The organism is Streptomyces sp. ADI96-02, from assembly GCF_003846185.1.
Lineage (GTDB): Bacteria > Actinomycetota > Actinomycetes > Streptomycetales > Streptomycetaceae > Streptomyces.
Window position 1 is genome coordinate 872,736 of the sequence record NZ_ML123034.1, and the last position, 22,016, is coordinate 894,751.

The 22,016-nt window shown below is 72.4% G+C and carries 19 protein-coding genes; 4 read left to right on the top strand and 15 right to left on the bottom strand.

The genetic code is table 11. The annotated features are described in order from the left end of the window. Window positions 1-41: 41 nt before the first annotated feature. The 10 genes from EES43_RS03700 to EES43_RS03745 form a co-directional block, all read right to left on the bottom strand. Window positions 42-890 carry a Pro-rich N-terminal domain-containing protein gene (locus EES43_RS03700; RefSeq protein WP_124267337.1) on the bottom strand — a complete coding sequence of 283 codons (849 nt, stop codon included), beginning with the start codon at window positions 888-890 and terminating at the stop codon, window positions 42-44. Between the two features lie 124 nt (window positions 891-1,014). Further along, the gene (gene aroQ, locus EES43_RS03705; RefSeq protein ID WP_124267338.1) at window positions 1,015-1,455 is read right to left on the bottom strand and encodes a type II 3-dehydroquinate dehydratase; all 441 of its coding nucleotides are present in this window, start codon (window positions 1,453-1,455) and stop codon (window positions 1,015-1,017) included. Further along, entirely contained in the window at window positions 1,452-3,107 is a 1,656-nt protein-coding gene (aroB, locus tag EES43_RS03710; protein WP_124267339.1) for a 3-dehydroquinate synthase, read from the bottom strand. Before aroB ends, aroQ begins: the two co-directional genes overlap by 4 nt. Continuing rightward, on the bottom strand, window positions 3,104-4,288 hold the full coding sequence (aroC, locus tag EES43_RS03715) for a chorismate synthase (RefSeq protein WP_124267340.1): 1,185 nt from the start codon (window positions 4,286-4,288) through the stop codon (window positions 3,104-3,106). The genes aroB and aroC overlap by 4 nt, the downstream gene beginning before the upstream one ends. Window positions 4,289-4,443: 155 nt before the next feature. Beyond that, window positions 4,444-5,271 (bottom strand): shikimate dehydrogenase, encoded by an 828-nt coding sequence (locus tag EES43_RS03720; RefSeq protein WP_124267341.1) that lies wholly within the window; start codon window positions 5,269-5,271, stop codon window positions 4,444-4,446. Then, window positions 5,268-7,064, bottom strand: a complete 1,797-nt coding sequence (gene mltG, locus EES43_RS03725) for an endolytic transglycosylase MltG (RefSeq protein WP_124267342.1) — start codon at window positions 7,062-7,064, stop codon at window positions 5,268-5,270. The genes EES43_RS03720 and mltG overlap by 4 nt, the downstream gene beginning before the upstream one ends. Window positions 7,065-7,159: 95 nt before the next feature. Beyond that, window positions 7,160-7,633, bottom strand: coding sequence for a Holliday junction resolvase RuvX (gene ruvX / locus EES43_RS03730; protein WP_206429988.1), 474 nt, complete (start codon window positions 7,631-7,633; stop codon window positions 7,160-7,162). 8 nt (window positions 7,634-7,641) lie between these two features. Then, window positions 7,642-10,311 (bottom strand): alanine--tRNA ligase, encoded by a 2,670-nt coding sequence (alaS, locus tag EES43_RS03735; protein WP_124267344.1) that lies wholly within the window; start codon window positions 10,309-10,311, stop codon window positions 7,642-7,644. After that, on the bottom strand, window positions 10,311-10,685 hold the full coding sequence (locus EES43_RS03740) for a DUF6167 family protein (protein WP_124267345.1): 375 nt from the start codon (window positions 10,683-10,685) through the stop codon (window positions 10,311-10,313). Before EES43_RS03740 ends, alaS begins: the two co-directional genes overlap by 1 nt. A 7-nt stretch (window positions 10,686-10,692) precedes the next feature. Continuing rightward, entirely contained in the window at window positions 10,693-11,148 is a 456-nt protein-coding gene (locus EES43_RS03745; protein WP_124267346.1) for a DUF948 domain-containing protein, read from the bottom strand. A 220-nt stretch (window positions 11,149-11,368) separates the two neighbouring features. Between EES43_RS03745 and EES43_RS03750 the strand changes: the two genes are divergently transcribed. Beyond that, window positions 11,369-13,573 (top strand): ATP-binding protein, encoded by a 2,205-nt coding sequence (locus EES43_RS03750; protein ID WP_124267347.1) that lies wholly within the window; start codon window positions 11,369-11,371, stop codon window positions 13,571-13,573. A 17-nt stretch (window positions 13,574-13,590) separates the two neighbouring features. Here the strand turns inward: EES43_RS03750 and rpsD are convergent, their stop codons facing one another. Beyond that, window positions 13,591-14,205 (bottom strand): 30S ribosomal protein S4, encoded by a 615-nt coding sequence (gene rpsD, locus EES43_RS03755; protein ID WP_124267348.1) that lies wholly within the window; start codon window positions 14,203-14,205, stop codon window positions 13,591-13,593. Between the two features lie 188 nt (window positions 14,206-14,393). Here rpsD and EES43_RS03760 point away from each other — a divergent pair, with 188 nt between their 5' ends. Continuing rightward, complete coding sequence (locus EES43_RS03760) at window positions 14,394-15,095, top strand: DUF2470 domain-containing protein (RefSeq protein WP_124267349.1); 702 nt, start codon at window positions 14,394-14,396, stop codon at window positions 15,093-15,095. A gap of 24 nt (window positions 15,096-15,119) precedes the next feature. On the opposite strand, the gene EES43_RS03765 is transcribed toward EES43_RS03760, so the two are convergent. The 4 genes from EES43_RS03765 to EES43_RS03780 form a co-directional block, all read right to left on the bottom strand. Beyond that, window positions 15,120-16,490, bottom strand: a complete 1,371-nt coding sequence (locus EES43_RS03765) for a replication-associated recombination protein A (protein ID WP_124267350.1) — start codon at window positions 16,488-16,490, stop codon at window positions 15,120-15,122. A 103-nt stretch (window positions 16,491-16,593) separates the two neighbouring features. Next, window positions 16,594-17,232 (bottom strand): vitamin K epoxide reductase family protein, encoded by a 639-nt coding sequence (locus EES43_RS03770; RefSeq protein ID WP_124267351.1) that lies wholly within the window; start codon window positions 17,230-17,232, stop codon window positions 16,594-16,596. A gap of 375 nt (window positions 17,233-17,607) precedes the next feature. Then, window positions 17,608-18,870 (bottom strand): histidine--tRNA ligase, encoded by a 1,263-nt coding sequence (gene hisS / locus EES43_RS03775; RefSeq protein ID WP_124267352.1) that lies wholly within the window; start codon window positions 18,868-18,870, stop codon window positions 17,608-17,610. A gap of 14 nt (window positions 18,871-18,884) precedes the next feature. Further along, window positions 18,885-19,574 carry an MBL fold metallo-hydrolase gene (locus tag EES43_RS03780; RefSeq protein WP_124267353.1) on the bottom strand — a complete coding sequence of 230 codons (690 nt, stop codon included), beginning with the start codon at window positions 19,572-19,574 and terminating at the stop codon, window positions 18,885-18,887. 149 nt (window positions 19,575-19,723) lie between these two features. On the opposite strand from EES43_RS03780, the gene EES43_RS03785 reads away from it, so the two are divergent. Both EES43_RS03785 and EES43_RS03790 read left to right on the top strand, forming a co-directional pair. Then, entirely contained in the window at window positions 19,724-20,512 is a 789-nt protein-coding gene (locus EES43_RS03785; protein ID WP_124267354.1) for a peptidylprolyl isomerase, read from the top strand. A gap of 200 nt (window positions 20,513-20,712) precedes the next feature. Beyond that, window positions 20,713-21,942 carry a DUF349 domain-containing protein gene (locus tag EES43_RS03790; RefSeq protein WP_124267355.1) on the top strand — a complete coding sequence of 410 codons (1,230 nt, stop codon included), beginning with the start codon at window positions 20,713-20,715 and terminating at the stop codon, window positions 21,940-21,942. Window positions 21,943-22,016: the final 74 nt, after the last annotated feature.

Genomic DNA, 22,016 nt, shown 5'->3' on the forward strand with positions numbered 1-22,016 from the left:
GCCCGGCCTGCGCAGCCGACCGGGGGGCGGGCGTGAGGGCCCTACCAGGCGGGCGGACTGGCGATGGAGCGGGCGAGCACGTCGTCCAGCACGCGGGCCGTGGTCTCGACGTCGTAGGTGGAGTTGTCGATGATCGGCAGCCCCGAGCCGTACCAGCCGGCCATCCGGCCGTGGATGCGGGCGACCTCCTCGTCGGAGAGCCTGCGGTTGCCGCTGCGGGCGGCGTTGCGCTCCAGGACGACCTCCAGGCCGGGCAGCAGGACGACGGGCAGCAGCCCCGGCCCGACGTGGCGCTTCCAGCCGCCGAGGCCGACGACCGGGCGGTCGGGGAAGACGGCGTCGTCGAGGATGCAGGAGATGCCGTTGGCGAGGAAGTTGCGGGCGGCGAAGCCGCAGGTGCGGCGGGCCAGGCGGTACTGGGCCTCGGAGTGGTCGTTCCAGCCGGCCTGCGGATCGGCGAAGCCGGCCCGGACCCATTCGCGGACGTCGTCGAGGGAGACGTGGGCGGTGGGCACCCGGCGGCGGGCCGCCCACAGCTTGGCCACGGTGGTCTTGCCCGCGCCGGCGGGGCCGATCAGCAGCACGGCGAGCGTCGCGCCGCCGGTGCCGGCCTCGGCGGGCGGAGCGGGCAGCGGCACGGGCCCGCCGGGCGGCAGGGGCACGTGCCCGGTGCCCTCGCGGCCGGCTGGGGCCGGAGGCTGCTGCGGTGCGGCGGCGCTCCACCCCTGGTGCGGGGCGTGGCCGGGGTGCGGGGCCGGGGGCGGCGGAGGTATCGGGGGCGGTCCCGGCGGCCCGGGGTGGCCGGGGTGCTGGGCCTGGTGCGGCCGGCCGACGGGCCCGAAGCCGGGTCCGTGGGGCGGCGGCAGCGGCGCCCCCGCTGCGTGCTGCATCCGGTGCCACTCCGTCTCGTACTGACGCTGATGGGACGGCCACCGTACCGCCCCGGGCCGCCACGGGGTGAACGGCCCGGGAGGTGCGGCGGCGCCGCACCCGCCGCGGGGCGGGCGGCGGGTGTCAGTCCGTCAGTTCGTCGGCCAGCGCGCGCAGGGCGAGCCGGTAGGAACCGATGCCGAATCCGGCGACGGTGCCGGTGGCCACCGCGGCGACCACGGAGGTGTGCCGGAACCGCTCGCGCGCGTACGGGTTCGAGATGTGCACCTCGATCAGCGGGGCGGTGCGCTGGGCGGCGGCGTCCCGCATGCCGTACGAGTAGTGCGTGAAGGCGCCGGGGTTGAGGACGACCGGGACCGCGCCGTCCGCCGCCTCGTGGAGCCAGCGGATCAGCTCGCCCTCGTCGTTGGTCTCCCGGACCTCGACGTCGAAGCCGAGCTCCTTGCCGAGGGTCCGGCAGGCCTCCACGAGCCCGGCGTAGGACGTGGCCCCGTAGACGTCGGGTTCGCGGGAGCCGAGCCGGCCGAGGTTGGGGCCGTTGAGGACGAGGACCCTGCGGGTCACGCGGAGACCTCCCCGTAGGCGGCGAGCAGGACGGCGGGGTCCGGGCCCTCCAGGACGGTCGGCCGGCCGATGCCGTCCAGCACGATGAAGCGCAGCAGGTCGCCGCGCGACTTCTTGTCGACCTTCATGTTCTCCAGCAGCTTGGGCCACTGGTCGGCGCGGTAGGCGAGCGGCAGGCCGACGGACGCCAGGACGGAGCGGTGCCGGTCGGCGGTGGCGTCGTCGAGGCGGCCGGCGAGGCGGCCCAGCTCGGCGGCGAAGACCATGCCGATGGAGACGGCGGCCCCGTGGCGCCACTTGTAGCGCTCGTTCTTCTCGATGGCGTGGCCCAGGGTGTGGCCGTAGTTGAGGATCTCGCGCAGTCCGGCCTCCTTGAGGTCGCTGGAGACGACCTCGGCCTTGACCCGGATGGAGCGCTCGATCAGTTCGGCGGTGTGCGGTCCGGCGGGCGAGCGGGCGCCTTCGGGGTCGGCCTCGACGAGGTCGAGGATGACCGGGTCGGCGATGAAACCGGCCTTGATGACCTCGGCCATGCCGGAGACGTAGTCGTTGACCGGCAGCGACTGGAGGGCCGCGAGGTCGCAGAGGACTCCGGCGGGCGGGTGGAACGCGCCGACGAGGTTCTTGCCCTCGGCGGTGTTGATGCCGGTCTTGCCGCCGACGGCCGCGTCGACCATGCCGAGGACGGTCGTCGGGACGGCGATCCAGCGGACCCCGCGCAGCCAGCTGGCCGCGACGAACCCGGCGACGTCCGTGGTGGCGCCGCCGCCGACGCCGACGATGACGTCGGTGCGGGTGAAGCCGGTCTGGCCCAGCGCCTTCCAGCAGTAGGCGGCGACCTCGACGGTCTTGGCCTCCTCCGCGTTCGGGAGCTGGATCGCGATGGCCTCGTACCCCTGGTCGGCGAGGTCCTGGCGGACGGCCTCACCGGTCTCGGCCAGCGCCTCGGGGTGCAGGACGGCGACCCGACGGGCGCGGTCCCCGATCAGCTGCGGCAGCTCGCCGAGGAGCTGGTGGCCGACCAGGACCTCGTACGGGTCGGAGCCCGCCGAGCCGGCGACCTGGATACGGGTGGGGCCGGGGCCCTGCTGCGTCATGCCTGTCTTCTCCACGCCGGGTGCGGCGGCGGCCTCGGCCGCCCGCTCCGGCAGTTGCAGTGCGTCGATGATCGCCTGGGCGACCTCTTCGGGAATGCGCTCGTCGGTGGCGACGACGGTCCGGGCGACCTCTTCGTAGAGGTGGCGGCGGGCCTCCATCAGCTCGCGCCACTGCCGGCGCGGGTTCACGGCGAGCAGCGGGCGGGCGGTGTTCAGCCCGACGCGGCGGACGGCCTCGTCCACGTCCATGGAGAGGTAGACGACCGGACGGCCCGCCAGCAGCCGCCGGGTGTCCTCGTCCAGGACCGCGCCGCCGCCGAGCGAGAGCACCCCGCGGTGGCCGTCGAGCGCCGCCCGCACGGCGGCCTTCTCCAGCGCGCGGAAGTGCTCCTCGCCCTCGTCGTAGAAGATGTCCGCGATCGGCTTGCCCGCCTCGGCCACCACGTCCGCGTCGGTGTCGCGGTAGGTGGCGCCGAGGCGCTCGGCGAGGAGTTCGCCGACGGTGGACTTGCCGACGCCCATCGGCCCGACGAGGACGACCAGCGGGCCGTTCATCGGATCCGCAGGTGGTCGAGGTAGGACCGCACGTTGCGGTGGGTCTCGGCGACGCTGTCGCCGCCGAACTTCTCCGCGACCGCGTCGGCCAGGACCAGGGCGACCATCGCCTCGGCGACGATGCCCGCCGCCGGGACCGCGCAGACGTCGGAGCGCTGGTGGTGGGCCTTGGCCGCCTCGCCGGTGACCACGTCCACCGTGGCCAGGGCGCGCGGCACGGTCGCGATGGGCTTCATCGCGGCGCGGACCCGCAGCAGCTCGCCGGTGGTGAGGCCGCCCTCGGTGCCGCCGGAACGGCCGGAGGTGCGCTTGATGCCGTCGTCGGTGGCGACGATCTCGTCGTGCGCCCGGGAGCCGGGCACCCGGGCCAGCTCGAAGCCGTCGCCGACCTCGACGCCCTTGATCGCCTGGATGCCCATGAGCGCGGCGGCCAGCCGGGCGTCCAGGCGGCGGTCCCAGTGCACGTGCGAGCCGAGGCCGACCGGCACGCCGTACGCCAGCACCTCGACGACGCCGCCGAGGGTGTCGCCGTCCTTGTGGGCCTGGTCGATCTCGGCGACCATCGCCTCGGACGCGTCGGCGTCCAGGCAGCGCACCGGGTCGGCGTCCAGGCGCTCGACGTCGGCGGGGGTCGGGTAGACGCCGTACGGGGCCTTGGCGGCGGCCAGCTCGACGACGTGGCTGACGATCTCGATGCCCGCGGTCTCCTTGAGGTAGGAGCGGGCGACGGCGCCGAGGGCGACGCGCGCGGCCGTCTCCCGGGCGCTGGCGCGCTCCAGGACCGGGCGGGCCTCGTCGAAGCCGTACTTCTGCATCCCGGCGAGGTCGGCGTGGCCGGGGCGGGGGCGGGTCAGCGGGGCGTTGCGGGCCAGCCGGGCCAGCTCGTCCGGGTCGACCGGGTCGGCCGACATGACCTGCTCCCACTTGGGCCACTCGGTGTTGCCGACCATGACGGCGACCGGGGAGCCCATGGTGAGTCCGTGGCGGACGCCGCCGAGGAACGTCACCTCGTCCTGTTCGAACTTCATCCGCGCGCCGCGGCCGTAACCGAGCCGTCGCCGGGCGAGCGCGTCCGCCACCATCTCCGTGGTGATCGGCACGCCGGCGGGAAGGCCCTCCAGCGTCGCCACCAGTGCGGGGCCGTGCGACTCCCCCGCGGTCAGCCAGCGCAACCTGCTCAACGGTGCTCCTCATGCTCGCGCCTGAAATCCAACGGCGCGACCGGGTGCGCGGCCCTGGCCCGCCGCCCCCGATCCTCCCACGACTGGGAGGGGGCTTCCGCCGCCGGTCCGTCAGACGGACGGCGCACGGGGCGCGAGGGCGCTCTCCGCGAGGCTCAGCGCGCTGCGAGCGCCGCCTCGCCGGCCTTCCGCATGGCGGCGAGCGGGGCCGGACGGAGCCCGGTCATCCGCTCGACCTGGAGCGACGCCTGGTGCACGAGGAGGTCGAGCCCTCCGACCACCGCTCCGCCGCGCGCGGACCACGCCGCGGCCAGGGCCGTCGGCCAGGGCTCGTACAGCACGTCGAAGAGGATGCCGGGGGCCGGCGGCACGTCGGGGACCAGCGCGTCGGTCGTGCCCGCCGGCGTGGTGGCGACGACGAGCGGCGCGGCGAACGCCCGCGCGCCCTCCGCCCAGTCCGCGATCCGGACGTCGACGCCGAGCCGCGCGCCCCAGCCGCGCATCTCCTCGGCGCGCTCCGGGCTGCGGACGTACGCGGTGACGGGTCCGGCGCAGATCACCGCGAGGGCGGCGAGCGCGGAGGAGGCGGTGGCCCCGGCGCCGAGGACGGCGGCGGACTCGACCTTCTCCACGCCGCGTTCCCGTAGGGCGGCGATCATGCCCGGGATGTCCGTGTTGTCACCGATCCGCCGTCCGTCGTCGGTGAGGACGACCGTGTTGACCGCCTCCACGGAAGCGGCCGTCGCGCTGACGGCGTCGAGCAGCGGAATGATCGCCCGCTTGAGCGGCATGGTCAGCGAGAGCCCGGCCCAGGAGCCGTCCAGCCCCTCGACGAACCCCGGCAGGGCGGCCTCGTCGACCTCGAACCGGTCGTAGGACCAGTCGGCGAGGCCGAGTTCCGCGTAGGCCGCTCGGTGCAGGGCCGGGGAGAGCGAGTGGGCGATGGGCGAGCCGAGGACGGCCGCCCGGCGGGAGGTGCTCACTGGCCGGAATTCTCCTCTTCGTACTGCCGCCGGTTGCGCTCGTGCTCCTCGTTCGTGACCGAGAACACCGTCTTGTCCTCGTTGATCGAGACGAAGTAGTACCAGGGGCCCGGCGTCGGGTTCATCGCCGAATGCAGGGCGTCGGCACCCGGGTTGCTGATCGGACCGGAGGGCAGACCGGCGATCTTGTACGTGTTGTACGGATCGTCGATCTTGCGCAGCTCGTCGACCGCTCCGATGTCCAGTCGGCTCTGGCCCTTGATGTAGTTGACCGTCGAGTCGAATTCCAGCCGCCCGACCGTCTCCATATTGCCTGGTCTGAGACGGTTGTAGACGACTCTGGAGACCTTGTCGAAGTCGTGCTTGTACTTGCCCTCGACCTGCACGAGGCTCGCCACGGTGATGAGCTGCCAGGGGTTCTCCAGGCCGAGCTTCCTCGCGTTGGCCTCCAGGTCGAGCCTGCCGTACTCCCGGTTGGCGCGCTTGACCATGCGCTTCAGCGCGTCCTCCGGCTTGGAGCCCTTGGCCACCGGGTAGGTCGCCGGGTAGAGGAAGCCCTCCAGCGGGTCCTTGATGTCCGGGTCGTTCTCGGCCCAGTCGGGCAGTCCCAGGGACTCCGCCTTGGTCCTGGCGATCTCGGCGGTGGTGCCCTTCTTGAGGCCCAGCCGCTCGTCGATCTTCGCGTAGACGGTGACGTTGCGCGTGCCCTCGGGGATCGACAGGGGGTTCTGGCTCTTCGGGTCGAGCATCAGCTCGACCGCGTTGGCCGCCGACATCTCCTTGTTGAGGAGGTAGACGCCCGCCTGGATGAACTTGCCCTTGGGATTCGCGTTCTGCGCCGAGACGAAGGCGCCGGCGGACTTGACGACGCCCTTCTTCCGCAGTGTGTTCGCGATGTCGTAGCCGAGCGCCCCTTCGGGGATCTCGACCTCGACCTGCCGGCCGCTGCCCATGCCCGTGTAGTCGGCGGGAGCGCCGAACTTGTTCTCCCAGAAGGTGTAGCCCACATAGGCCACCCCTCCGACCCCGCCGACGAGCACGACGGAGACCACCAGGCAGGCGAAACCGCTGCGGCCCTTCTTCTTGCTCTTGCCGCGACGGTCGCCGCCGCCCCGGCCCGCGGGGCGCGGGTCCTCGTCGAGGCCGTCGTCCTCGCCCGGCTCGCGGCCGGCCGGCTCGTCCGCGCCCGTGAAGAAGGGGTGCGCCTCCTCCTGCGGGGCCTCCGGATCCCAGTCCGCCGCCCGGTCCTGCTGCTCCGCCGCGCTCTCGCGGCGGCCCGGCGGCTGCGGCGGCGGATAGGCGTCGGGGGTGCCGTAGTAGTCGTGGGACTCGCCGTATCCGGCGGGCTGGGGAGCGTACGGCTCCTGGGCCTGGGCGCCGTAGGGCATGGCGGCCTGCTGACCCGTGTCCCAGCCGCCGTCGTACGGCGGCTGGGCGGCGGGCTGCTGGGCGTACGGATCCTGCGCGCCGCCGCCGTACTGCTGCTGGTGCTGCTGACCGGGGTGGTGCGGCTGCTGGTGCTGCTGGTCGTACGGCTGCTGACCGGGGTGCTGCGGCTCGTGCGGCTGCCGGCCGTACCCGGTCTGGTCCTGCGGGTCGTACGGGATCTGATTCTGCTGGTCGTACGAGGGAACGCTCTGCCGGCCGTACGCGTCTTGCGGGTAGGACTGCTGCTGGTCGCCGTACTGACCTTGACCGTGGACAGCCTGGCGGCCGTCCCATCCCTGGTCCCCGTACAGGGGGTCCTCGGGATGCCACGGTTCAGAGCCGGGACCCCGGCCGTACTCAGTCATCGATCCCCTAGAGCCGCGAGACGACGTTCCGCCTCTTTGCTGTGCGGTGCTTGTTCGAACACCGTCGCATCGCGCGGAACGTTACCGTATCGCGATCAGGCAACCACCTCGACGCCCTCACCGGGAGGATTGCCTGACGCCCGTTCGGACTCCAGGGCGTTCTGGAGGATCACCACGGCGGCGGCCTGGTCGATGACGGAACGGCCCTTCCTCGACTTCACGCCCGAGGCCCGCAGCCCCTGGCTCGCCGTCACTGTAGTCATCCTCTCGTCCACCAGACGCACCGGAACGGGCGCCACCGAGCGGGCGAGGACCTGGACGAACTCGCGGACCTTGGCGGCAGCGGGCCCTTCGCCCCCGCCGAGCGAACGCGGCAGGCCGACGATGACCTCGATCGGCTCGTACTCCTCGACGATGCCCGCCAGCCGCCGGTGGGCGGCCGGGACGTCACGTCCCGGCACGGTCTCCACCGGCGTGGCCAGGATCCCGTCGGGGTCGCACGAGGCGACCCCGATCCGGGCGTCCCCGACGTCGACGGCGATCCGTCGTCCGCGGCGCATGCGCGTCATCCCGCCCGTCACGCCGTCTCGGTGACGAGGCGTTCGACGGCGGCGACGGCGGCGCCGACGGCGTCCGGGTCGGTGCCGCCGCCCTGGGCGACGTCGGGCTTGCCGCCGCCGCCGCCGCCGAGCGTCTTGGCGGCCGTGCGGACCAGGTCGCCGGCCTTGAGACCGCGCTCACGGGCGGCCTCGTTGGTGGCGATGACCGTCAGCGGGCGGCCGTTTGCCGTGGTGAACAGCGCCACGACGGCCGGCCGGCCGCCCTGGATCCGCCCGCGCACGTCCAGGACCAGCTTGCGCAGGTCGTCGGCGGAGGTGCCGTCCGGGACCTGGCCGGTGACCAGGGCGACGCCCCGGACGTCCTTGGCGGACTCGACGAGTCCGGCGGCGGCTTGCAGGACCTTCTCCGCGCGGAACTTCTCGATCTCCTTCTCGGCGTCCTTGAGCTTGCCGAGCATGCCCGCGATCTTCTCGGGCAGCTCCTCGGGACGGCCCTTGACCAGCTCCTGGAGCTGGGCGACGACCGTGTGCTCCTTGGCCAGGAAGTTGTACGCGTCGACGCCGACCAGGGCCTCGATGCGGCGCACTCCGGAGCCGATCGAGGACTCGCCGAGCAACTTCACCAGTCCCAGCTGGGCGGTGTTGTGGACGTGCGTGCCGCCGCACAGCTCCTTGGAGAAGTCGCCGATGGTGACGACCCGGACCCGCTCGCCGTACTTCTCGCCGAACTCGGCGATGGCGCCCTGCTTCTTGGCCTCGTCGATGGACATGACCTCGGCCTGGACGTCCAGTTCGCGCGCCAGGACCTCGTTGATCTTCTGCTCGACGTCGGTGAGGACCGTGCCGGGCACGGCGGCCGGCGAACCGAAGTCGAAGCGGAAGCGGCCCGGGGAGTTCTCCGAACCGGCCTGGGCGGCGGTCGGGCCCAGGGCGTCGCGCAGCGCCTGGTGGGTGAGGTGGGTGGCGCTGTGGGCGCGGGCGATGGCGCGCCGGCGGGTGCCGTCGATCGAGGCCAGGACCGAGGACCCGACCGTCACCTCGCCGACCTGGACGACGCCCTTGTGGACGTGGACGCCGGGGACCGGCTTCTGGACGTCGCGGACCTCGATGACGGCGCCGGTGTCGACGCGGATGCGGCCGGTGTCGGCGAGCTGGCCGCCGCCCTCGGCGTAGAAGGGGGTGCGGTCCAGGACGACCTCGACCTCGTCGCCCTCGGTGGCGGCGGGCGAGGGAACGCCGTCGACCAGCAGGCCGACGATGGTGGACTCGCCCGAGGTGCTGGTGTAGCCGGTGAACTCGGTGGCGCCGGCGGTGTCGGCGACCTCGCGGTAGGCGGACAGGTCGGCGTGACCGGTCTTCTTGGCGCGGGCGTCGGCCTTGGCCTTGTCGCGCTGCTCCTGCATGAGGCGGCGGAAGCCGTCCTCGTCCACGGACAGGCCCTGTTCGGCGGCCATCTCCAGGGTCAGGTCGATCGGGAAGCCCCAGGTGTCGTGGAGCAGGAACGCCTTGTCGCCGGCGAGGACGTGGCCGCCGGCGGCCTTCGTCTCGGTGACGGCGGTCTCCAGGATGTTGGTGCCGCCCTTGAGGGCCTTGAGGAAGGCGGCCTCCTCGGCGAGCGCGACCGTCTCGATGCGCTTGCGGTCGGTGATCAGCTCGGGGTACTGCTGCCCCATCGTGTTGATCACGACGTCGACCAGGTCCCGGACGACCGACCCGGTGGCTCCCATCAGCCGCATGTTGCGGATGGCGCGGCGCATGATGCGGCGCAGCACGTAGCCGCGGCCCTCGTTGCCCGGAGTGACGCCGTCGCCGATGAGCATCACCGACGTGCGGATGTGGTCGGCGACGACGCGGAGCGAGACGTCGGTGCCCCGGTCGGCGCCGTAGCGGATGCCGGTCAGCTCGGTGGCCCGGTCCATGACCACGCGCAGGGTGTCGGTCTCGTACATGTTCTGCACGCCCTGCAGGATCATGGCGAGGCGTTCGAGGCCGAGACCCGTGTCGATGTTCTGCGACGGGAGGTCGCCGAGGATCGGGAAGTCCTCCTTGCCGTCGCCGGCGCCCCGCTCGTACTGCATGAAGACGAGGTTCCAGATCTCCACGTACCGCTCGTCGTTGACGGCGGGGCCGCCCTCGACGCCGAACTCCGGGCCGCGGTCGTAGTTGATCTCGGAACAGGGGCCGCAGGGGCCGGGTACGCCCATGGACCAGAAGTTGTCCTTCTTGCCCAGGCGCTGGATGCGCTCGGCGGGGACGCCGATCTTGTCGCGCCAGATCTGCTCGGCCTCGTCGTCGTCCAGGTAGACCGTGATCCACAGGCGCTCGGGGTCGAGCCCGAAGCCGCCGTCCTCGACGGAGTTGGTCAGGGCCTCCCAGGCGTACTGGATGGCCCCTTCCTTGAAGTAGTCCCCGAAGGAGAAGTTGCCGCACATCTGGAAGAAGGTGCCGTGCCGCGTGGTCTTGCCGACCTCTTCGATGTCCGGCGTGCGCACGCACTTCTGCACGCTGGTGACGCGCGGGGCGGGCGGCTTGACCTCACCGAGGAAGTACGGCTTGAAGGGGACCATGCCGGCGGGGACCAGCAGCAGAGTCGGGTCGTCCGCGATGAGCGACGCCGAAGGGACGACGGTGTGACCGCGCTCCTCGAAGAAGCTCAGCCAGCGGCGGCGGATTTCAGCCGACTCCATCAGTGGTCCTCATTCCGGTTGTTCGAGTTGGAGGGGAGCGTGCGGCGGGCGGGCCGGTTCTTCGCGGACCCTGCCCTCTTCGCGTGCGGTGCGGGCCGGGCCGCCTCGACGGCGAAGTGGCGCTGTACGGGGAGTTCGGGGTCGACGGGTGCGTCGAGGCCCAGGGCTCCGCCCAGTTCGGCTTCGCGACGGACCATGCCTTCGCGGACGTCCAGGGCGAAGTCCTTGAGCTTGTGCCCCGTCTCGATCGCCTTGTCGGCGGCCTGCGCCGCCAGGCTCTCGGGGGTCAGCTGCTTGATCTTGCGGTTGACCTTGGTGGTGGCCCAGACGCCGGCGGCTGCGCCGGCGGTGAACCAGAAGGTGCGGCGGAACATCGCTGGATCAGTCCTTCTGTCCGCGGGAGCTTCGGCGGTCGCGCTTGCGTCCGCGCGCGGACGGTACGGTCCGGCCGACGATCACCGTACGCCGGTCGGCGGAACGGTCGCGGGCCGGCTCCGGCTCGGGCGCGGTGCGGCGGCCGAGCGCCTGCCGTACGCCGTAGCCGAACGCGGCGACCTTGACGAGCGGTCCGCCGAAGGTGGAGGCGACGGTGGTCGAGAGCGCGGAGGCGTTGGAGGTGACCTCCTGCACGTCGGTGGCGATGGCGTCGACCTTGTCGAGCTGGGTCTGCGCGGATCGCACCGTCGCCGAGGCGTCGGCCAGCAGCGGGACGGCCTGCTCGGTCACGTCCGCCACGAGCTTGGTGGTCGCCCTGAGCGTCTGGGCCAGCCTCACCAGCACCACGGCGAGGAACGAGACCAGGATCGCCCAGAAGACGGCCACCAGGATCCCGGCCACCTCTCCACCGGACACTGTGCACCGCTCTCTGCTCGTCGCTCGGCCCCCTGCGGGGCTCGTCTCCGTTCGGTCACGGCCGGCCGCTGCGCGCGTACGGTCGTCGTCCCCCGAGCCTATCGCGCCGGGCATCTCCTCCCCTACCGCATTCACCGGGGTCCGGAGGGCAGTTGGCCCGAGGAGATTGTACGGAGAGCTGCCAAGCCAGTACTCTGCGTGTTTCATGCGACGCCTTCAGCACCGCTGCCCCGACCCCGGCGATCCCGACCCCCGCCCGGCCGCGACCCGCGGCAACCTCCCCGCGGAGCTGAACCGGTTCGTGGGGCGCGAGGACGAACTGGCCGAGCTGGCGCGGCTGCTGGAGCGGTCCAGACTCGTCACGGTCGCCGGAGTGGCGGGCGTCGGAAAGACCCGGTGCGCCACCCAGCTCGCCGGACTCCTGGAGAAACGGTACTGCCACGGGGTCTGGCTCGCCGAGCTCTCCGCCGTCCGCGACCCGGACCTGCTGGAGCACGCCCTGGTCGACGCCCTGGGACTGACCGACCACTCCGGCCGGCCGCCGCGCTCCGTCCTGGCCGGCCACTTCGCCGAGCGCAGCGCGCTGCTGGTGCTCGACGGTTTCGAGCACCTCGTCGACGCCTGCGCGACGCTGGTGCGGGAGCTGCTGCGCCGGGCCCCGGGGCTCCAGGTGCTCGCCGCCGGCCGCCGCCCTCTCCAGGTGGACGGCGAACTGACGTACCCGCTCGCGCCGATGTCCGACGGGGACGCGGTGGAGCTGTTCACCGAGCGGGCCCGCGCCCTGGCCCCCCGCCGCCGGCCGACGGCCGCCGACGGCGCCGCCACCCTGGAACTGTGCCGCCGCCTCGACGGCATCCCGCTGGCCCTGGAACTGGCCGCGGGGCGGCTGCGCGCCCTCTCCGTGGACCAGGTGCTGCTGCGGCTGGACGACCGCTTCCGGCTGCTGACCGGCGGCAGCCGCGGCGCGCCGCCCCGCCATCAGACGCTGCGCACCGCGATCGGCTGGAGCCACGAGCTGTGCACGCCGGAGCAGCGGCTGCTGTGGGCCCGCCTCTCCGTGTTCGCCGGGCAGTTCGACCTGGAGGCCGCCGAGTACGTCTGCGGCGGGCCGGACCTGCCGGCGGACTCGGTGCTGGACGCGCTGGAGGAGTTGCTCGCCCAGTCGGTGGTGGTGCGCGAGGACGGGGCCGCGGGCACGCGCTACCGGCTGCTGGACACGGTCCGCGAGTACGGGGCCGAGTGGCTGGCGGCCACCGGCGACGCCCAGCGGCTGCGGCGGCGTCACCGGGACTGGTTCCTGGGCCTGGCGACCTGGTGCGAGCTGGACTGGTTCAGCCCGCGCCAGGCGGAGGTGGCCGCGCGCGTCGACAGCGAGCTGCCGAACCTCCGCCGGGCGATGGAGTGTTCGATGGAGAGCCCGGACGAGGTGCGTCTCGCGCAGTACCTGGCGGGCACGCTGTGGTTCTACTGGGCCGGCTGCGGACGGCTGTCGGAGGGCCGCCACTGGCTGGACCACGTACTGGAGGAACCGGCTCCGTCCGACGCGGCGCGGCTCAAGGTGCTCTGGGTGCTGGGTTACGTGGCCGTGCTCCAGGGGGACGCGGTCGGCGCGCTCCGCGCGCTCCAGGAGTGCCGCGAGGAGGCGGAGCGGTGCGGGGACGCGACGGCGATGGCGTACGCGGTGCACCGCACCGGCTGCCTGGCGATGGTCACGGACGACCTGCCGCGGGCCGAGGGGTTGCTGAGCGACGCGCTCGGCCGCTACCGGGAGATCGGCGAGCTGAACAGCAACGTGCTGATGGCGCGGGTCGAGCTGGCCATGACGGTGGCCTTCCTCGGCGATCTGGAGGAGGCGGCGGCCGTCTGCGGCGAGGTCCGGGAGGTCTGCGAGGACCACGGCGAGCGGTGGACGCTGGCGTACGCGCTCTACGTCCTGGCCTACGCGGCGCTGCGGCGGGAGAGACCCGCTGAGGCCCGCACGATGCTCGGCGAGTGCCTGACCATCGGCCGGACCTTCAACGACCTGACCGTCACCGTGCTCTCGCTGGAGCTGCTGGCGCTGGTGACGGCGGTGGAGGGCGACGCCCGGGAGGCCGCGGTGCTCCAGGGTGCGGCGGAGCGGGTCTGGCCGTCGGTGGGGCTGCCGCTGTTCGGCTCGGCGTACTTCGGACGGCCGCGGGCGGAGTGCGAGGGGCGGCTGCGCGCGGAACTGGGCGACACGGCGTACGAGGCGGGGCTGCGGGCCGGCAACCGGCTGGATCCGGACACCGCGGTCGACCGGGCGCTGGCCGGCGGCGGCGCGCGGCGACGCCTGGACCCGCCGGGGAAGCCGGCCGTCCTGCCGCCCGGGGCCACGCGAAGGCCCGCCGCCTCCCGGATGACAGGGAGGGGCGGGCCGGAGCGCTGGTGAGAGCGGCTGCGCCTGGATCAGCGGGCGTAGTACTCGACGACGAGCTGCTCGTCGCAGATCACCGGGATCTCCTTGCGGTTCGGGTCCCGGTCCAGGCGGAAGGCCAGGGCCTTCAGGTTCACCTGGAGGTAGCGCGGGGTCTCACCGTCGGTGTCGTAACCACCCTCGCGGGCCACCTGGAAGGGGACCTTGGCGCGGCTGCGCTCGCGGACCTGGACGATGTCGTCGGGGCGCACGCGGAAGGACGGCTTGTCGACCTTGCCGCCGTTGACCTCGATGTGGCCGTGGACGACCATCTGACGGGCCTGGTAGATGGTGCGGGCGATGCCCGAACGCAGGACCAGGGCGTCGAGGCGGCGCTCGAGCTCGACGACCAGCGCCTCGCCCGTCTTGCCTTCGGCCTTCTTGGCGCGGTCGTAGGCGCGCGCCATCTGGCGCTCGCTGATGTCGTACTGCGCGCGCAGGCGCTGCTTCTCCAGCAGACGGACCTTGTAGTCCGAGTTCTGCTTGCGGCCACGGCCGTGCTCGCCCGGCGGGTACGGACGCGCTTCGAAGTACTTGACAGCCTTGGGCGTCAGGGCGATGCCGAGGGCACGCGACTTCTTGACCTTGGGACGCGACTGGTTAGGCACGTTCTCCAGACCTCCGTTGTAGGTTAGGTTAGGCTTACCTTACTCAAGGAGATCGCATGTCTCGCCCTGGGAACACCACTCACGTCACGGACAGCACAGACAGCGGCAGCACACCAGAAGGTGCTGCTACGACGGAAGGCCGATCTGATCGTGGTCAGCCGCGTCCCAGCGGGCTTGAAAACACTCGGATGCCGTCAGCAGCCGAGCGCACACGAACTCTCGTACAGAGTACCTGCTCCGCGATGCTCGTCGTACCGGGCCTGGACCTGGCCCGTGCCGAGCCCCTGATTCCGGACAGCCGCAGCGTGGGGCCGGAGGGCGACGTCTTCCTGGAGTTCCCCGCGGACTCCCCGGCCGTGCGCGCCGCGACCCACGCCCAGGGCGACGAGCTGACCGCCGTGCTGGAGATCACGGACGTCGCTCCCGTCTCCGTACCGCACCGGATCCGGGCCCGCGCCCGGGTCTCGGGCTGGCTGACCGCCGTCCCCGGACTGGCCGAGCCCGGCCGCATGATGCTGCGCCTGGAGTTCGGCGAGGCGTACGTCGACGACCTCTGGGGCGAGCAGGACGTCGAACCGGACGACTTCCGGGACGCCGCGCCCGATCCGCTCGTCACCCACGAGGCGGAGCTGCTCCAGCATCTGCACGCCGCCCACGCGGAGCAGGTGGGCACGCTCAGCACCCTGCTCGGCGACCGCGCCACCGACGTCTGCCCGGCCCACCGGCCCTCCGCCGTGCCCGTCGCCCTGGACCGCTTCGGGCTGCGGGTCCGCTTCGTCGAGGACCGCGACTCGTGCTTCGACGCCCGCTTCGAGTTCCCGGAGCCGGTGCGCGACGTCACCGAGCTGCGGCGGGCGATGCACACCCTCTTCGAGGCCGCCGCGCACTGAGCCGGATACGCCGGATCCGGCCGCTCAGGACGCGTCCGCCCCGTCGCCGGCGCCCCCGAGGCGCTCGCGGACCCGCTCGACCACGTCCGCGTACCGCGCCTCGGCGCCGTAGCGGGTGGGCGTGTAGTACCTCCGGCCCCGGACCGCGTCCGGGGCGTACTGCTGGGCGGCGATACCGCCCGGGACGTCGTGCGGGTAGACGTAGCCCTGGGCGTGGCCCAGCTTGGCGGCGCCCTTGTAGTGGCCGTCGCGCAGATGGGCCGGGACCGGACCGGCCAGCCCCTTGCGGACGTCCTCCTGCGCGGCGGAGATCGCCAGCGTGGCCGCGTTGGACTTCGGCGCGAGGGCCAGGGCGATGGTGGCGTGGCTGAGGGTCAGCGCCGCCTCCGGGAAGCCGATCATCGCGACGGCCTGCGCGGCGGCCACCGCCGTGGGCAGCGCGGTCGGGTCGGCGAGGCCGATGTCCTCGCTCGCCGAGATCATCAGCCGGCGGGCGATGAACCGCGGGTCCTCCCCCGCCTCGATCATCCGCGCCAGATAGTGCAGCGCGGCGTCCACGTCAGAGCCGCGGATGGACTTGATGAGCGCGCTGGCCACGTCGTAGTGCTGGTCGCCGTCGCGGTCGTACTTCACGGCGGCGCGGTCGACGGTCGCCTCGACCGTCTCCAGCGTGACCTCGTCGGCGTGCGTGGCGAGCGCCGCGCCCGCCGCCGCCTCCAGAGCCGTCAGCGCCCGCCGGGCGTCGCCGCCCGCGATGCGCAGCAGATGCGCCTCCGCGTCCTGCGGCAGGGTCACCGCACCGCCGAGCCCCCGCTCGTCGGTGAGCGCCCGGCGCAGCAGGGAGCGCAGGTCGTCGTCGGTCAGCGGCTCCAGGGTCAGCAGGAGCGAGCGCGAGAGCAGCGGAGAGATGATCGAGAAGTAGGGGTTCTCGGTGGTCGCGGCGATCAGGGTCACCCAGCGGTTCTCCACGGCGGGCAGCAGCGAGTCCTGCTGGGCCTTGGAGAAGCGGTGGATCTCGTCCAGGAAGAGGACGGTCTCCTTGCCGAAGCCGCCGGTCGCGCGCCGGGCCCCGTCGATGACGGCCCGCACCTCCTTGACGCCGGCGGTGATCGCGGACAGCTCGACGAAGCGCTTGTTGGTGGCCTTGCTGACCACGTACGCCAGGGTCGTCTTGCCGGTGCCGGGCGGGCCCCACAGGATCACCGAGGACGGACCGGCGGGCCCCCCGCCCCCTTCGCCGACGAGCCGGCGCAGCGGCGAGCCCGGCTTCAGCAGATGCTGCTGGCCGACGACCTCGTCGAGGACGCGCGGACGCATCCGTACAGCGAGGGGGCTGCTGGACGGGTCCTTCTCCTGGCGGTCTTCGGCGGCTGCGGTAAAGAGGTCGGGCTCCACGACAAGAAGCCTATGCCACCCCACTGACAACGCCGCCGGGCTGTTCACCCACGGATTTCCGTAGGTGAACAGCCCGGCGGCGTCGTGCTCGGTCGCGTCGGCGTCAGCTGGTCCAGAAGTCCCACCAGCGGGTCAGGATCAGCATGCCGATGATCCCGATCCACAGGACCGGCAGGACCCAGGGGAACTCCATCAGGCCGTTGCGCAGCCAGGACGGAGCGGGCAGGACGCGGTGCTTGACGTTGTGCGTGGTCACGTAGCAGAACATGACGATGGTGGCGACCCAGGCCAGGCAGCACCACAGGCAGAGCGAGTTGATGTTGTACAGCGACTGGTACTGGAGCCAGGTGCAGAAGCCGACGCCGAACAGCGTCCCGGCGTTGAGGCCGAGCCAGAACCAGCTGCGGTAGCGGGCGCCGGCCAGCAGGCCCACGCCGATGGCGATGACCATCGCGTACGTGACCAGTCCGAGCATCGGGTTGGGGAACCCGAAGGCCGAAGCCTGCTCGCTCTTCATGATGTTGCCGCACGCGACGACCGGGTTGAGGCTGCACCCGGGCGTGAAGGAGGGGTCCTCCAGCAGCTTGAACTTGTCGATCGTGATGACCCAGGCGGCCAGGAGTCCGGCCGCTCCGGTGATGATCAGAAGCAGAGCAAGACCGCGGCCCGCCCCGATGGTCCGCTTTCCGCCGTCCCGGTCCTGATCGGACGGGGTGTGGTGGTCTACCGCTGCAGTCGTCATATCGCCGTTCCATCACTGAGTGGCCAGCCGGGCAAGGTCATTGTGCCGCACCCCCGTGGAGGCCATCCGTTCGATGCGCGTAAAGACGTGTGCACGGCAGGCGCGGACGGCTGGAAAGAAGGGGTCGAGCGGGAGTCGGGCGGCCCCGGCGAGGGAACGGGCCGCGGAAGTTCCCGGGTGGACGTCGTCGGACCGGATGAATCGGATCCCGGCAAGTTGACCGGTCGACGGCCACCGGGCGACGACGAGGGCGACGGCGACCCGGCGGCTGCTCCCACGAATGCGGGAACGGCGGACGGGAACGGCCGCGGGCGGGAGGATCCGGTCCTCCCGCCCGCGGCTCTGTCCGGATTCCGGTGTCCGGCCTCCGGTCGCTCAGCCGAGGCGTCCGGTCAGCTCCGTCACGACCTCCGCCAGCGGCACCGCCGCCTGCTCGCCGGACTCCATGTCCTTGAGCTGGACGACGCCCTCGGTCAGGTCCCGCTCGCCGGCCACCAGCGTGAACCGGGCGCCGGAGCGGTTGGCGCTCTTCATCGCGCCCTTCAGGCCCCGGCCGCCGAACGCGAAGTCGGCGGCCACCCCCGCGCGGCGCAGCTCGGTGACGACGCCGAACAGCACCCGGCGGGCCTCCTCGCCCAGCGGCACCGCGTACACGCTGGTGGTGGCGGGGATGTCGAGCCCGACGCCCTCCGCCTCCAGGGCCAGTACCGTGCGGTCGACGCCGAGCGCCCAGCCGACGGACGGGAGCGCGGGGCCGCCGATCATCTCCGAGAGGCCGTCGTAGCGCCCGCCGCCGCCCACCGCCGACTGCGCGCCGAGGCCGTCGTGGACGAACTCGAACGTGGTGCGCGTGTAGTAGTCGAGTCCGCGCACCAGCGTCTCGTCGTCCTCGAACGCGACGCCGGCCGCCGTCAGCAGCGCGCGGACCTCCTCGTGGTACGCCTTGCAGGCGTCGCACAGGTGGTCGCGGAGCTTCGGGGCGTCGGTGAGCTGCTTGCGCACCTCGGGCCGCTTGTCGTCCAGGACGCGCAGCGGGTTGATCTCGATGCGGCGGCGGGTCTCCTCGTCGAGGTCGAGGTCGCGCAGGAAGCCCTGGAGCGCCTCGCGGTAGACCGGGCGGCACTCCTTGTCGCCGAGCGAGTTGAGCAGGATCCGGAACCGGCGCAGGCCCAGCGAGCGGTACGCCTGGTCGGCCAGGATGATCAGCTCGGCGTCCAGGACCGGGTCCTCGGTGCCGATGGCCTCGGCGCCGACCTGCGAGAAGTGGCGGTAGCGGCCCTTCTGCGGGCGCTCGTAGCGGTAGTACGAGCCGGAGTACCAGAGCTTGACCGGGAGGTTGCCGGCCTTGTGGAGGTTGGCCTCCAGCGCGGCGCGCAGCACGGACGCGGTGCCCTCGGGGCGCAGGGCCAGCTCCGCTCCGCCCTTGGTGGTGAGGGTGTACATCTCCTTGGTGACGATGTCGGTGGACTCGCCGACGCCGCGGGCGAAGAGCTCGACGTCCTCGAAGCCGGGCGTCTCGATGTAGCCGTAGCCCGAGTCGCGCAGCGGCGCGGAGATGGCCTCGCGCACCGCGAGGAACTTCGCGGAGTCCGGCGGGATCAGGTCGTACGTGCCCTTGGGGGCCTGAAAGGTGCTCACAGAAAGGTCTCTCGTCACATTCCTCGGCGCGGCGGCGCGTCCAGACCGTTCAGGAACGGGTTGGAGGCGCGCTCGCGGCCGATGGTCGTCTGGGGGCCGTGGCCGGACAGCACCACGGTCGAGTCGTCGAGGGGCAGGCACACGCGGGCCAGCGACTCGATGAGCTCGGCGTGGTCGCCGCCGGGCAGGTCGGTGCGTCCGACGGAGCCGGCGAAGAGCAGGTCGCCCGAGAACAGGACCGGCGGGACGTCCGCGGCCTCGGGCATCCCGAACGTCACCGACCCCTTGGTATGGCCCGGCGCGTGCGAGACGCCGAACTCCAGACCGGCCAGCGCAAGGCGGGATCCGTCGGTCAGCTCCTTGACGTCGTCCGGCTCCCCCACGGTCAGCTCCCCCATCAGCGGCATGCCGATGGAGCGGCCCAGCGCCTTCTCGGGGTCGCTCATCATGTAGCGGTCCTCGGGGTGGATCCAGGCGGGGACGTCGTGGGCGCCGCAGACCGGGACGACCGAGGCGACGTGGTCGATGTGGCCGTGGGTGAGGACGACGGCGACGGGCTTGAGCCGATGCTTCTTGAGCGCTTCCTCGACGCCCTGGGCGGCCTGGTGGCCCGGGTCGATGATCACGCACTCCTCACCGGCGGCGGGGGCGACCAGGTAGCAGTTGGTCCCCCAGGCCCCGGCGGGGAACCCGGCAATGAGCACGATCGTCCTTAATGTTCGTCCGGCGGGAGCGGCGGCAGCGAAGGATGCAGCAGTTCAGAGCCTACCGGCGCTCCTCACGACACAGGTAACCCATATACGGTACGGGGCAACCCTGGCCGGATCATCACGACGTACAAGGAGACCCACCGGTGTCCAGCAGCGAACAGCGGCGGCGGCAGCTCGCCCGGGAGAAGTTCGAGCGGCAGCAGAAGCGCCGGGAGGAGACCCGCCGCAGGACCAGGCGCATCACCGTGATCGCCGCCTCGGCGGTGGCCGTGGCCGCGGTGGTGGGCGTGAGCGCGTACATGGCGGCGGGCGGCGACGACGGGAAGAAGGGCGACGACGCGGCGGCGAGCCGGAGCCCCGCGCCGGAGCCCTCGAAGAGCGAGAGCAAGGCCCCCGAGCCGGCGATGAAGATCGACAAGAAGGCCGCGTACACGATGTCGCTCAGCACGAGCCAGGGCGACATGGCGTTCTCGATCGACGCGGCGAAGACCCCGCGCACCGCGAACTCCTTCAAGGCGCTGGCCGACAAGGGCTACTTCGACGACACGAAGTGCCACCGGCTCACCACGCAGGGCATCTTCGTCCTGCAGTGCGGCGACCCGAAGGGCGACGGCACCGGCGGCCCGGGCTACACCATCCCGGACGAGAACCTGGACGCGCTCGGCAAGGCGGGCGGCGACGGCACGGTGACCTTCCCGGCGGGCACGGTGGCGATGGCCAACACCGGCCAGCCGAACTCCGGCGGCAGCCAGTTCTTCCTGGTCTACAAGGACACGAAGCTCCCGCCCACCTACACCCCCTTCGGCACGATGGACGACGCCTCGCTGAAGGCCGTCCAGAAGGTCGGCGAGGCCGGGGTCGCGGGCGGTGCGGGCGACGGCGCCCCGAAGAAGAGCGTGGTGGTCGAGAAGGCGACCGTGACCGAGAAGTGAACCGGCCGGGCGCGGGCCGGAGCGGACTCCGCCCGGCCGCCCCGGCCGCGGGCGAATAATTTCGGCCGCGCTGAGTGCGGACAGCCGGGTGGCCGGTCGCCTAGATTGGCGTTGTGGAGGGCGGGCGAGGCCCGCTCCAGGAAACTGTGGACGATGCCCGGGGGCGAACCCCCTCGCAGGCATCAGGTGGAGGAGGCGCTGTGAGCAGCGACCCGTGGGGCCGTGTCGACGAGACGGGCACCGTGTACGTGCGTACAGCCGACGGCGAGCAGGTCGTCGGATCGTGGCAGGCCGGTTCCCCCGAGGAGGCTCTGGCCTATTTCGAGCGCAAGTACGACGGCATCGTGGTCGAGATCGGCCTCCTCGAACGGCGGGTGAAGACCACCGACCTGTCGGCCAAGGACGCCACGGCCGCGATCGACCACCTGCGTCAGCAGGTCGACGAGCACCACGCGGTGGGCGACCTCGACGCGCTGCGCGAGCGGCTGGACGCGCTCGTCGCGACGGTCGAGGCGCGGCGCGAGGAGCGCAAGGTCCTCAAGGCCAAGCAGACCGACGAGGCCAAGCAGGCCAAGGAGGCCCTGGTCGCCGAGGCCGAGGAGCTGGCGCAGAGCGAGCAGTGGCGCTCGGCCGGTGAGCGGCTGCGCGCGCTGGTGGACACCTGGAAGGGCCTGCCCCGGCTGGACCGCAAGTCGGACGACGAGCTGTGGCATCGCTTCTCGCACGCCCGCTCGGCGTTCTCCAAGCGGCGCAAGGCGCACTTCGCCGCGCTGGACGCCCAGCGCGAGGACGCCCGCAAGGCGAAGGAGAAGCTGGTCACCGAGGCCGAGGCGCTGTCCGGCTCCACGGACTGGGTGACCACGGCCGCGCGCTACCGGGACCTGATGACCGAGTGGAAGGCGGCGGGCCGCGCCCAGCGCGAGGCCGAGGACGATCTGTGGAACCGCTTCCGCGGCGCCCAGGACGTCTTCTTCGCCGCCCGCGGCGAGGTCTTCGCGGAGCGCGACGCCGAGCAGGGCGAGAACCTCAAGCTCAAGGAGGAGCTCGCCGCCGAGGCGGAGAAGCTGGTTCCGGTGAAGGACCTGAAGGCGGCCCGTGCCGCGTTCCGGGGGATCAACGAGCGCTGGGAGGCCATCGGCCACGTGCCGCGTGACGCCCGCCCGAAGGTCGAGGGCCGGATGCAGGCGGTGGAGCGGACGCTCCAGGAGGCCGAGGAGTCCGAGTGGCGTCGGACGAACCCGGAGGCGCGGGCCCGCGCCGCGGGTCTGACCGGTCAGTTGCAGGCCGCCGTGGACAAGCTGCGTACGCAGGTCGACACGGCCCGCGCCCGGGGCGACAACGCCCGCGCCGACAAGCTGTCCAAGGAGCTGGAGGGCCGCCAGGCGCTGCTGGACCAGGCGCTCAAGGGCCTGGAGGAGTTCGGCGGCTGACGGCTTCGCCCGGTACGTCGAGGAGGGCCCGGTACGCGATCGCGTACCGGGCCCTCCTTCCGGTTTTGGTGGAT

Bases quoted from the DNA above. Each gene is read 5' to 3' on its own strand.
- EES43_RS03700 (WP_124267337.1), bottom strand. From the start codon at position 890: ATGCAGCACGCAGCGGGGGCGCCGCTGCCGCCGCCCCACGGACCCGGC.
- aroB (WP_124267339.1), bottom strand. From the start codon at position 3,107: ATGAACGGCCCGCTGGTCGTCCTCGTCGGGCCGATGGGCGTCGGCAAG.
- mltG (WP_124267342.1), bottom strand. From the start codon at position 7,064: ATGACTGAGTACGGCCGGGGTCCCGGCTCTGAACCGTGGCATCCCGAG.
- ruvX (WP_206429988.1), bottom strand. From the start codon at position 7,633: ATGACGCGCATGCGCCGCGGACGACGGATCGCCGTCGACGTCGGGGAC.
- alaS (WP_124267344.1), bottom strand. From the start codon at position 10,311: ATGGAGTCGGCTGAAATCCGCCGCCGCTGGCTGAGCTTCTTCGAGGAG.
- EES43_RS03740 (WP_124267345.1), bottom strand. From the start codon at position 10,685: ATGTTCCGCCGCACCTTCTGGTTCACCGCCGGCGCAGCCGCCGGCGTC.
- EES43_RS03750 (WP_124267347.1), top strand. From the start codon at position 11,369: ATGCGACGCCTTCAGCACCGCTGCCCCGACCCCGGCGATCCCGACCCC.
- EES43_RS03760 (WP_124267349.1), top strand. From the start codon at position 14,394: ATGCCGTCAGCAGCCGAGCGCACACGAACTCTCGTACAGAGTACCTGC.
- EES43_RS03770 (WP_124267351.1), bottom strand. From the start codon at position 17,232: ATGACGACTGCAGCGGTAGACCACCACACCCCGTCCGATCAGGACCGG.